The following is an 11,902-nucleotide window of genomic DNA, read 5'->3' as shown; positions in this document are numbered from 1 at the left end:
AGATCGAGTCACTTTTAATGATATTATATTTTATTCTATCTTGCAATAGATATTATTAGTTAGTTATTGAATTAAATGTAATCCATTAACATTTAACCCATCACACTACCAAAAAAAGGCTCTCTAAATAGAGAGCCTGATAACCTATTTATCTGCTGAAGATTGCTCATTCTGCTGGCTAGTTGTAACTTTAATCTGTTCTTTAACTGCTCCTTTTAACACATACTCTGTATTTAACTCCTCTTTCACTAAACTCTGATTTGTTTGCTTTTCTTGGAGAGCACTCTCAGATTGAGTAGCATAACTAGATCTTAACTCTAATAATAGCTGGTTATTCTGATTCTGGTCTTGATAAGTCTCAATTAACTTTTCTAGACTCTGAATCTGACTTATCTGCTTCGAGCGATTCTCACTTTGAGATTGAGTAAAATGATCTAAATTAGCTTCCCGCCCACTTAAGGCATGGAGTTCTAATTGCTTAGCTTCGACTTCCTCTGGAATCTGGAGACTAATCTGCTTATCAATTGTATCCTCTCGATAGCGACGCAAAGTAACAGTAGCTTCTACTTCATCTCCTGGCTGTACCTCAGTCTTATCTAAAGTAATTTCCTCAACTAAAGCTACCTTAGCTTTCTCTTCTACCTCTATATCAACCTTAATTCCAGAAATATCAACTTCCTGAAATGGATTATCAATTATTAACTGTAGCAAATTAACTAAACTAGATAAAGAAGTGGAAGCTATATCTTGCTTACTATAATAAAAATTTTGATGTTTAATTAAATTATCAGGTAAATGATTCCCCATGATCTCTAATTGTACCTTAGCTGTTCCTCCACCTTTCCGATCAAGTGTACTATCTATAGCCTGTAATAAGGCAGCTGTTGATAATTTCGGTAATAAATCTTCTTCCTCTACTATCTGAAAATTATAATTTTGCTTGCGTTGTAGATCTTTATCAGTTACCTTTATCTCTACTGGAATTACATTAGGATACTTATCTATAGTTCCTGCCAAACCTGCACTTCTATCTTGCGTGATAATTCCCTTTAAATCCAGTGGCGATCCAATCTTAAAAGGCATCTTAACACTTGTCACCATCTGATGGATATAGGCTGCTGATAAAAGATAATCAACATTTCCAGTTGATAAAAAAGGATGACCAAAAGCTAGTAGTTGATCCTGATCACGATAAGTTAAAGTACCAATCGAGGAAACATTAATATCTCCTCTGACTAACTGGACTGCTACTGCACTGCCAGGTTCGAGAGTTACATTTTCGTCTCTAGACTGAACGCCACCGCCTTTTACTGGGGCCAAATCATAATTATCCAGTTCTGTAGCTAATCTATCCCGGGCTCTACCTTCTAATCCATTAACTACTAGCGGAGTAGTAGCCGGCTTAGCTACTAATGTAGTGTCAGCTGCCTCCTCTCCAAAACCAAATTTAAGCTTATCATACTCTTTATTACCTAGTTTAATTGGTTTATCCAACCTAATATCCTCTGGATTCTGATCTAGCTTATCTAGCTTAAAAATATCTAACATACTCTCAATAGGAGTTACCATCCCAATCTTATGATTAGCCATCTGCCAACCATAGCCTACTGCCCCAATTAATTTCCCATCAATATAGACAGGACTACCACTCATTCCAGAAGCAATGCCTCCAGTCTTATCTATTACCTGACCACTAGTCTTAATTAAGATCAAAGGATGGTCTGCTTTATCCTGAATAGTACTTACTACTTCTACCTTAAAGTCCTCTACTTCCGTACCACTAACAACTGTCTTGCCCACCCCTTTCATGCCTGGTTTCACTTTATCTAACGGCATGATTTCAGGACTAGCTACTACAGTCTGGGCTACAACAAAACAGATAACTAATACCATAATAGTCCGTACTGCTTTTTGCAATCAAATCCCTTCCTTCCAAATCAAATTCTTACTTTCTTGTATCTCTCTTTAATTGCCGATAAGTTGCCTCAGCAATTCCTAATTTGCTATTTTTAGCAGTCTTTTTAGCCAGTTTATCATAGTACATATCTTCAAATATATCACGCTGTAATCCACTATCCAGTAGTTTAGATTTAAAACCAGCATCTTTCATCTCCTTAAACATCATTCCTACAAAAATAGATTCAAACTTGTTACTTACTTTCTTTAATTGGTTTTTATTTTGGGAATCAGATTCTTGCTGTTGATCATCCATTATCTGCTGAAAATCCTGTTTAACTTTCTGCCCTTCTTGGTTTTTCGCCTGTTGTCTTGCCAATTGATTAAATTTCATCTGGGAATTAATCTTCACTTTTAGTCCCTCCTGTTACATAATCTCTAAGTCAGCATGTAAAGCACCAGCTTCTTTGATAGCTTGTAAAATAGAAATTACATCTCGGGGTTTAGCCCCAGCTGCATTCAATCCTTTAACAACATCGGAAATAGTAGCTCCTTTAGGTAATACCATTAACTTTTTTTCTTCTTCGTTGACCTCAACTTCTGTATTCTCCTCAATCGCTGTTTCTCCTTCCGAATCTTCTGCAGGCTGGGAGACTTCTTCATTAGTCTCAATAGTGACTGTCAAATTACCATGAGCGACAGAAACTTTAGATAACCGGACATTATGCCCCATTACAATAGTCCCAGTTCGTTCATTAACCACTACTTTAGCATCAGTATCTGGTCTTACTTCTAGTTGCCCGACTCGAGACATAAAACCAACTTTATTATCAGTAAAATGTTGGGGAATTTTAACCTGTACCCGACCTCCATCCATTGCTTGAGCATAAGCTCCACCTTGAGGAGTATAGCCAAACTTACTATTAATCACATCAGCAATTCTTTGGGCGGTAGAAAAATTAGGTTCTGCTAAAACCAAAGTCATTTTTCCTTCTGCAGCAAACTTAGTATCTAAAGAACGTTCAATTATAGCCCCATTAGGCACCCGACCAACTGTTGAATGATTCTGCCGTACCTGATTACCTCCTTGTTGAGCATTAAAGCCTCCAATAGAGACTGACCCTTGGGCTACAGCATACACCTTTTCCCGGGCCGGCCCTTGGAGGGGAGTCATTAATAAAGTACCACCCTGAAGACTATCTGCCTCGCCAACAGATGATAGAGTAACATCAATCTCATCTCCTGAGCGAGCAAAAGGAGGTAGATCTGCGGTAACCATTACTGCTGCTACATTATCCGCTCCTAACTGGGAAGGATCAACTTTAACCCCAAACTCATTCAACATATTAGCAATTGATTGCACTGTCTGGTCACTTCCGCCATCACCAGTTCCATTCAAACCAACTACTAACCCATAACCAATCAGTTGGTTATTCCGGACACCTTTGACTCTTGTTATATCTTTTATTCTTACTAACGGATCATTATTACTTTCTTGGCCAGGAGTTAAAGCTAGAACTGGATTAGTTACCAGTAAAACTAATAAGCATAATTGGATAACAATAAACTTCTTCATTCTACTCCCTTCCTTTCTAAAAAAGATAATTTAAAACTCTAGTAATCATTCCTGGCTGTTGTTTATCTCCTATAGCCCCTTGGCCTTGATAATCTATATTTAATTGAGCAACATAAGTAGAGTCAATCGAGTTATCAGCAGTAATATCCTCTGGTCTAATAATCCCATCTAACTTAATCTGTTGTTCTTCATTATTAATAGTTAATTGTTTTTCTCCAGTAATCTTTAAGTTACCATTATCTAAGACCTCTGCTACTTCTACTGTAACTTCTGCTGATAAATTACCACTCCGGCTAGTTGTTCCTGTTGCTGTACTACTATCACTTTCATTAAACCCAAAAGAATCAATGAAATCAAAAATACCAGTTCCTGCTCCTGCATTAGCTTGGTTACTCTGGGAGACATCGGTACTAGCCTGTTGGTTAGCTGCAGCATCCTCCTGAATCATAATTGTTAAAATATCTCCTGCCTCATACTTACCATTATCAGAATAGACTGATTCAGTCTCGTTCCATAGGGAAGCAGCTTGCCCAGTTGTTGCTAATAATATAACTAAAATAATTATTAAGGCACCAGTCTTCCTGTACATCTTTGTAGTCACCTTCCTTTACTAATTAACAATTACTTGTACTTTTTTAGGGCCAACTACCTGCCCCTTAATAGTCTTGCCGCTACTTTTATTCTTAACTTTGACTGTTTCTCCTTGGTGTCCGGATTGTAAAGCTCGTCCCGTAGTAGTAATCCAGACCCCACCTACCTCAGCAATAATCGTTACATCTGTCCACCGTTTAACTAATGAAGGTTTTTTTACCATATTATTTAATAAAACCTCTCCTGGACTTAAGGAAGAGGTTAACTTAAAATCAGACAACGAGGTACTAGGATCTACAAAGTCTCGATTAGGATTAGAAACTGTTTTAGTCTGAATAGCAAATAGATCACGACTTATTCGCTGCCCAGTCTTTAAATTCTTCTTACTGACTAGTACCTTTTGTTCTACCTGAACTTGGTACTGGAGATAAAATCGCTTATAAAATTGGCCATTAACTATTAGCTTAAGGGGGATACTTGCTCGCCCGACTAAATTACGACTAAAATTATTCTCCACCTCAAACTCAAGCTCTCCTTGCGGTACCCGAACTTCTGAGGGAGGGTCAATAGCTTTAAGCTTTAATTTCTGCTTAGAATAAGGAAGTTGGTTGTAAATATAATCTTTTCCTGCTGCCAGTAATTTAGTTGCTGATAACTTACGATAGTTACTAACTACTCTAAACTGGTAAGGGATATGTAACTTCACCTGGGAGAAATTAACCTGATTACTCTGTAAGTGATTAATAACTTGCTGGCGATAGATAGTACGTTTATAATCAGGCAACGGTGCCTTACCTAAATCAATATCTGCTATCTTATCTTGAAAACTACTACTTCCTTTTATCTGAGCTATCTCCTGTAAGTTAACCTGTAACTTAGTGACTTGCACCTGTTGGGGAATAATAATCATATTAGATTGGTTCCCAATTGCTAATCCAGAAGTCACTAACAATAGCAAAAGAACTAAATTTAAAGTTACCAGTTGGCCCTTGGTCATATTATGTTTCGCTCCTATCTTTTGAGATTATTAGCTTGTTGTAACATCTGGTCAGAAGCCTTAATTGCCTTAGAGTTAACCTCATAAGCTCTTTGCGCAGCAATCATATCCACCATCTCATCAACTACTTTAACATTCGATGTCTCTAAAAATCCTTGCGCCAACTTACCATAACCAGCTTGTCCCGGACTACCAGTCATTGCCTCACCAGAAGCTGGTGTCTGCTTGAGTATATTCTGGCCATCACTCTTGAGCCCAGCTGGATTAGCAAAATTAGCTAACTCAATCCGGCCTCCTTCTTGCAGTATCTCATTACCTGGTTCCTTATAGGTAACCATTCCTTCTTCATTAATTGTTACGTCTTTAGCATTAGCCGGGATAGTCACTGGTGGTTGTAATTGATAACCATCAGAGGTTACTAATTGCCCATTGCTATCTAACTTAAAAGAACCATCTCTAGTGTAACCAGTACTTCCATCAGGTAGTTGAACTTTAAAAAAACCTTTCCCTTGAATAGCTAAATCAAGTGAATTACCAGTATTCTTTAAACTCCCAGTGGTAAACATCTTTTGCGTAGCACCAGGACGCACACCATGACCAACTTGAATCCCAGTTGGAACTTGCGAACCTTGACTATTAGGAGTTCCCGGTTCCTCAATTGTTTGGTACATTAAATCTTGAAAACTAACTCGAGACTTCTTAAAGCCTGTAGTATTAACATTGGATAAATTATTAGAAATTGTATCTACATTTAACTGCTGAGCCTTCATTCCTGAAGCTGCACTACGTAATGAACGAATCATTTTCTAACCTCCCTTATTTTAGTCATTAGTCTTGAGTCATGTGTCGTGAGTAAATTCAAAAGCATTAAGATTTTGAACTAGCTCACAGCACACGACACACACTAAATAATACCCTAAACCTTCCCTACTTCATTAACTGCCTTACCTAATGTCTGATCATGTGACTTAATCATCTTTTGATCAGCTTGATACTGCCGACTTGTTTCAATCATCTTTACCATTTCCTGAATAGGATTTACATTGGATCCCTCTAAATAACCTTGTTTAACCTTAGCCTGAGCAGCAAAAGCTTGTCCAGTCTCAGGAGTTCTTCTAAATAAATTATTTGCTTCCTTAACCAGACTGGATTTATTAGCAAAATCCCGTACTTGGACTGTATTAACTACATTCCCATCTACCACTAACTGATTATCCTTGAGATTAACACTCTCGCTATTAGGAGCCACTTGTAAAACCCCTTCTGCACCTTGGACAGGATGCCCTTGTTGCGTTACTATTTGATTTTGATTATTAATAGTAAATTCACCTTGCCTAGTATATCTTTTTCCTTCGGGAGTCTGCACCACAAAAAAACCTGAACCATCAATTGCCCAGTCTAACTGTCCATCTGTCTGGCGAAAACTACCAGTACTATGATCAGTAGCTGTTTCACTAATAGCTACTCCACTACCACCCTTACCTATATTAGTTGCTTGTTGGTCAATTCGCGTAACCATTTCTTCAGCAAAAGACTTCTGAATAGCTCTATCTTTTTTGTAGCCTGTTGTATTAATATTAGCTAGATTATTAGAGATTGTATTATTCTGTTGTTGAGAAGCCTTCATTCCTGATGCTGATGTATATAATCCTCTTAACATAAATGACCTCCTTATTATAGTTACTTATTAATTATATTATACATCTAAACCTGAACTCCTTTCTTTTTACTAATTAAATCAAGAAGTAACTTAAAACAAAAAAGAGACTGGCTTAGTTGCCAACCTCCTTAGTTTGCTCTTCTTGCTTCTGTTGTAAATATTTTTGCCTAGTAGCTTCTCCACCACGATAGTGTCGCTCAGCCTTATTATAATCTAATATTTGGCGTACTTGCTCAGCCAGTTTAGGATCTACCTTTTCGATTCTATCTGTTACGTCTTTATGAATTGTACTCTTACTAACCCCAAAAACTTTAGCTGCTTGTCTAACTGTTGCTTTAGTTTCATATATGTAACGGCTAACTTCTATCACTCGCCGATAAATATAATCCTTCATTAACTTGTCCCCCTTGTCTACTCCGCTTTTATTTTATATATATGGTTAGGGACAAGTAATATGTCAAAAAAAGCAAATTAATTTAAATATTTTTCAGGTGCTACATTTTTACCATCTTTAATTACCTCAAAATGAAAACTATTCTTGCCGCTGCCTCCACTATCTCCTACTTTACCAATTAATTGACCTTTACTGACCTGGTCTTCTTCTGTCAAATCAGTACTCTGTAAATTACCATATAAAGTTTTAAAATTATCATTGTGTTTAATAATTACTGTTAACCCTACAAAGTCATCTCTAATTATCTCTTTTACTTGACCAGCTTGAGCTGCTTTAACTTCAGTGCCTATTTCAGCTGCTAAATCCATACCTGGGTTATACTTCCAAGCATCTAGGGTCTGGTCTTTATACCATTCCCGAGCAGTAACTACTTCTCCCTCAACTGGAGGTAACAAATTACCAATTTGTGACTGACTGGTTACTTTAATAGCATCCTGAGGCTTTTCTTCAGAAGTAGCCGTTTGTTGTTGGGTTGTCTCTTTTTTAGATTGCTCTTGCTTAGTTGATTTATCAGCTGCTGGTAGACTCAATTCCCTTCCTTCAAAATCAGGTTGACTAGCTTTTTCTTTAGGCTCTATTACCTCTACTTGGGCTGATTCTTGATTTTGACTCCGTTGTAAACTATACTCGCTATAGTGCTGATAAAGAGCAAACATCGCTCCTAAAGTAAAAAACAAGCCTATAAATGCTAAACCTTTCTTCCACTTTGCTTCTTTAAGTTTAGCCAATACTCTCTTCAGCTGTTCTTTCATCACTTCCACCTCCGGGAGTTATATTTCCCAGAGATTAATAATTTATACATATCAATCATGCTTTACCAGAGAAAAATCAATCCCTGGATAATAATGGTGGAGAATCTCCACAAAATTATAACCCTCTTGGGCCATACCTTCAGCCCCATACTGACTTAAACCTACTCCGTGTCCATAACCAGTAGTAGTTACTTGCACCTCTTCCTTAGTTGCCTCTAAATCAAAATTAGTAGAAGGTAATCCTAACTTAGTTCTTATTTCTCGACCGGAAAAAATATGGCGACCTATTCGTAACTGAGCAACACGCTGACTAGCACTTAACTTAATAATCTCTATCTGATCTGGATTAATATTATTAATTCCTAGTTCCTGTTCTAATTCAGACAAAGTAAACTGCTTTTTAACTTGATAATATGGTGAATTTGACTCATACTTGCTACTTACAGTTTGTAAATAAGGAACTTTTGTCCCCCATACCTCCTTAGCTGAAGCAGTATGGCCACCACTAGTGGAATGATAAACTGCATCAATTAGATCTCCTTCATAGGTTAAAACCAATCCTTTAGTTTCCTCTACAGCAGCAGATAGCTTAGACCAGTAGACTAAATAATCAATCAACCCCCACTTAGCCACCAAATCCTGTTGACTGGACCAGGCTTGGTCAACAGTACTATCTGTTGTTAGTTGGTTCCCTTGGCTTACGGCCCGGAGTGTATAAGTTCTAGCTGCTATCGCCTGAGCTTTAAGAGCTGCTAAAGAAAAATGAGCTGGCATCTCTGCTGCTAAAACTCCTTTAATATATTCTTCTAATTCTAACTCCATAGTCTGTTGCGTCTTACTATTTACTATCTCAACCTCTGGACTAGCAAAGTCTATAGTAGTAAATAAAGTTATCACTGGCGGTAGCAAAATCAAACAGCCTAAGCTAAAGATAACTATAATACTTATAAGCTCTTTCAAGCTTACCCCCCTATTCATATATCTAATACTTATTAATCAGGAGGGAATTATATACACTTAATTGATATAAAGTGGCACTTTCGTGCCACAACTAATAGATCCCATTTAAACTATTTAATAAAAAGTAACTAACAAAACTTCAATAGCTGTTTCGGAAAAGCTACAAAGTAGCTTTTTTCCGAGTAACTTTTATTGAACTATAAAAGTTACCAAAAGATTTCAAGGGTAGAACAATCAATGTTTTCTACGGTTAAAAAGTTACTAAAGATAGCAAAAAATATTAGTCCATATATTACTTACTTATCTCAATCGTAATTAGCTGATTGTTCTAATTAAACCAAAACTAAAACAACCTTTTTTAATTACTAGGTAAGAGTTTCACAACGACATTTGAATTTTTTAGTAACGAATCTTAGCGAACTGGAGTAAAAATAAGGCTTGGATTATCTAATTTGCAAGACATTAAATTAGATTAACCTTATTTTTAAGCAGTGAGCTCTAGATGAGTTTGAAAAAATTCAGGAAGTGAGAAAACTCTTGCCTAGTAAACTATAAAAGTTACACTATATCAATAAAGAGGTAACGCAATTGCGTTACCCCTTAAATGCTAGCTGATCTCTTGAAGATCAGCCCCAACTTGATTTAATTTAGCTGTTAAATCCTCATAACCTCGCTTAATATGATAAATATCATCTATTACTGTCTCACCCTGGGCTACTAACCCTGCTAAAACTAAACAAGCTCCTGCTCTTAGATCAGTTGCTTGTACCTGAGCTCCAGTCAATTGACTAGCTTGAACAACAGCTACATTATCCTCAATAGCAATCTTAGCTCCCATCTTTTGCAATTCCTGAGCATGTCCAAATCTATCTTCAAATACTGTCTCAATTACTTTACTCTTACCTTCAACTTGAGTTAATAAAGCCATAAAAGGAGCTTGGAGATCGGTAGGAAAGCCAGGGTAGGGTAGAGTCTTAATATCTACAGAGTTTAAAGAATCAGTAGCTGCTACTTCTACACTATTTACATCCTCTTTAATTCTAACTCCCATTTCCCTTAGCTTAGCTAGGAGGGAATTAACATGTTCTACTAACACATTATCAATATGTAGTTGACTCCTAGTTATAGCAGCAGCTAATATATAGGTTCCTGCTTCAATTCGATCCGGAATAATTGTATACTCAGTTCCTGTTAATTCCTTAACTCCTTTAACCCTGATTAAATTAGTACCTGCTCCTTTAATCTTAGCCCCCATTACATTGAGATAATTAGCTAAATCAACTATCTCAGGTTCTTGAGCTGCATTTTCAATCTCAGTCTCTCCCTCAGCTAGGGCAGCCGCCATCATAATATTCATAGTAGCCCCTACACTAGGATAATCAAGATAAATTCTGGTTCCTGTTAATTTATCTGCTTGTAAAGAAATCTGATTTCCTTCTTGCTTGATCTCAGCTCCTAAAGCTTTAAAACCTTTTAAATGAAGATCAATTGGCCGATTACCAATCTTACACCCACCAGGTAGAGTAGTCTTAACTTCTCCATAGCGAGCCAATAACGCCCCTAATGCATAATAAGATGCCCTCATTTCAGTAGCTAAAGAAGCTGGTACTTCTAGTTTAGATAGCGAATCTGCCTGCACCTGTAATCTATTACCAGCAAAATCAGCCTCAGCACCTAAAGAATTAAGAATTTCAACTAATTTATTTACATCTCTTAAATCTGGAATATCATGTAATATACTCTCCCCTTGGCCCATTAAACTAGCCATAATAACTGGTAAAGCAGCATTTTTAGCTCCACTAATACTTAGTCTGCCTGTTAATTTATTACCGCCATTAATTACTAACTTACTCATACTATTCCTCCTATAATCCGATTTCCTTAATGATATTCTAGATTAAGGAATAAGTTCCTTCCTTCCCCTAAATCTAATCACATCCAGGACAGTCAACTCCTAGTAATTTATCCAGCCAAGACATTTGTTGGTAATTATCAACTTCTCCAGGAGCTTTTTCCTGTAAAAGTTGATAGCAATCAGAGCATATCTTCTCCCCTTGGACTGCAATCAATTCTGTAGGTAACCCCTGCTCTAATAAATAATCCTCTCTACTCTCTACAAATATATCTTCCTTATTAACAGCATGGTCACTAACAACTTCTAAAGCTATCTTACCAATAAAATCAGGTGAATCTATCTTTTTAAAAGATACATCAGCTTCCTGGGCCAACTTAATATAATCTCTAGCTGCCTGGCTATCAACTTGACGATTAATAATTAGTTTAGTAGCTTCCGGGTCTTTAATTGCTGTTTTAACTTGGGGATAAATATTATCCTCTTCTACTTGGGCAAAGGATAAAGCAAGCAAGACTCTCTCTCTATACTCACCTAAAAACTGATTCTTTTCCCCTTTTTTTAGCTCTAAACCTCCTTGAGCCTTAGCTGCTACAGTCTGTTCTAGATCACTCTTTTGTTGACTATTCTTGATTGCTTCCTGTTGGATATCTTCCTCTTTACCCATTCTTTCACCTCTTTTTTATCATTTACAATTATGTATTATTTTATTATCTTATAAATAAAAAAAGAGCAAGAGATTACTCTCTTACTCAAAATTACGCCGCTTATTGACCTGTAACCGATTCAATGCCTTCTGTAAGGCAATCTCTGCTCTTTCTTCATCGATATGGTCTGCTTGGCGCTTTTCTAATCTATTTTTGGCTCTCTCCTTAGCAGCTTGAGCCCGATCAACATCAATCTCACTAGCAAATTCAGCAGCTTCTACTAGAATAGTAACTTTTTCGGGCTTAACTTCCATATAACCATGGCTAGTAGCCAATAATAATTCTTCTTCGGCACGCTTGATTTTAATCTCACCAATCTCCACTCCAGTTAATAAAGGTTCATGAAACGCCATAATTCCGCGATCACCATCAATAGTTCTGACTACTATCATCTCAGCTTGGTCATCATAAATTATGCCTTCTGGAGTTACAATCTTCAGCGTCATCTGAGCCATAA

The 11,902-nt window shown here is 37.0% G+C and carries 13 protein-coding genes; all 13 read right to left on the bottom strand.

Annotation, left to right across the window (positions count from 1 at the left end; genetic code table 11):
- Positions 1 to 144 precede the first annotated feature (144 nt).
- The 13 genes from ACYQ3D_RS02545 to ACYQ3D_RS02485 all read right to left on the bottom strand — a co-directional run bounded on the left by ACYQ3D_RS02545 (position 145) and on the right by ACYQ3D_RS02485 (position 11,900).
- Positions 145 to 1,917 (bottom strand): SpoIVB peptidase S55 domain-containing protein, encoded by a 1,773-nt coding sequence (locus tag ACYQ3D_RS02545; RefSeq protein ID WP_459835873.1) that lies wholly within the window; start codon positions 1,915 to 1,917, stop codon positions 145 to 147.
- Between the two features lie 28 nt (positions 1,918 to 1,945).
- Entirely contained in the window at positions 1,946 to 2,308 is a 363-nt protein-coding gene (locus tag ACYQ3D_RS02540) for a rod-binding protein (protein ID WP_459835871.1), read from the bottom strand.
- Between the two features lie 15 nt (positions 2,309 to 2,323).
- On the bottom strand, positions 2,324 to 3,472 hold the full coding sequence (locus ACYQ3D_RS02535) for a flagellar basal body P-ring protein FlgI (RefSeq protein WP_459835869.1): 1,149 nt from the start codon (positions 3,470 to 3,472) through the stop codon (positions 2,324 to 2,326).
- Positions 3,473 to 3,488: 16 nt separating this feature from the next.
- Positions 3,489 to 4,061: a flagellar basal body L-ring protein FlgH gene (locus ACYQ3D_RS02530; protein ID WP_459835866.1), complete on the bottom strand. Its 573-nt coding sequence runs from the start codon at positions 4,059 to 4,061 to the stop codon at positions 3,489 to 3,491.
- A gap of 21 nt (positions 4,062 to 4,082) precedes the next feature.
- Positions 4,083 to 5,060, bottom strand: coding sequence for a flagellar basal body P-ring formation chaperone FlgA (flgA, locus tag ACYQ3D_RS02525; RefSeq protein WP_459835864.1), 978 nt, complete (start codon positions 5,058 to 5,060; stop codon positions 4,083 to 4,085).
- Between the two features lie 14 nt (positions 5,061 to 5,074).
- A complete protein-coding gene (gene flgG / locus ACYQ3D_RS02520) occupies positions 5,075 to 5,863 on the bottom strand; it encodes a flagellar basal-body rod protein FlgG (protein WP_459835862.1) in 789 nt (262 codons plus the stop codon).
- A 113-nt stretch (positions 5,864 to 5,976) separates the two neighbouring features.
- Positions 5,977 to 6,720, bottom strand: a complete 744-nt coding sequence (gene flgF, locus ACYQ3D_RS02515) for a flagellar basal-body rod protein FlgF (RefSeq protein WP_459835860.1) — start codon at positions 6,718 to 6,720, stop codon at positions 5,977 to 5,979.
- 112 nt (positions 6,721 to 6,832) lie between these two features.
- The gene (gene spoIIID, locus ACYQ3D_RS02510) at positions 6,833 to 7,114 is read right to left on the bottom strand and encodes a sporulation transcriptional regulator SpoIIID (RefSeq protein ID WP_459835857.1); all 282 of its coding nucleotides are present in this window, start codon (positions 7,112 to 7,114) and stop codon (positions 6,833 to 6,835) included.
- 77 nt (positions 7,115 to 7,191) lie between these two features.
- Entirely contained in the window at positions 7,192 to 7,926 is a 735-nt protein-coding gene (locus ACYQ3D_RS02505; protein ID WP_459835855.1) for a peptidoglycan DD-metalloendopeptidase family protein, read from the bottom strand.
- Positions 7,927 to 7,977: 51 nt separating this feature from the next.
- On the bottom strand, positions 7,978 to 8,886 hold the full coding sequence (gene spoIID, locus ACYQ3D_RS02500; protein ID WP_459835853.1) for a stage II sporulation protein D: 909 nt from the start codon (positions 8,884 to 8,886) through the stop codon (positions 7,978 to 7,980).
- Between the two features lie 607 nt (positions 8,887 to 9,493).
- Positions 9,494 to 10,741 carry a UDP-N-acetylglucosamine 1-carboxyvinyltransferase gene (gene murA / locus ACYQ3D_RS02495; RefSeq protein WP_459835851.1) on the bottom strand — a complete coding sequence of 416 codons (1,248 nt, stop codon included), beginning with the start codon at positions 10,739 to 10,741 and terminating at the stop codon, positions 9,494 to 9,496.
- 73 nt (positions 10,742 to 10,814) lie between these two features.
- Positions 10,815 to 11,405 (bottom strand): YueI family protein, encoded by a 591-nt coding sequence (locus ACYQ3D_RS02490; protein ID WP_459835848.1) that lies wholly within the window; start codon positions 11,403 to 11,405, stop codon positions 10,815 to 10,817.
- 81 nt (positions 11,406 to 11,486) lie between these two features.
- Positions 11,487 to 11,900 carry a F0F1 ATP synthase subunit epsilon gene (locus tag ACYQ3D_RS02485; protein WP_459835846.1) on the bottom strand — a complete coding sequence of 138 codons (414 nt, stop codon included), beginning with the start codon at positions 11,898 to 11,900 and terminating at the stop codon, positions 11,487 to 11,489.
- Between the last annotated feature and the right edge of the window lie 2 nt (positions 11,901 to 11,902).

The organism is Halanaerobaculum tunisiense (assembly GCF_054657635.1).
The sequence above is the reverse complement of the archived record's forward strand: the minus strand, read 5'-3'. Positions and strand labels throughout refer to the sequence as shown.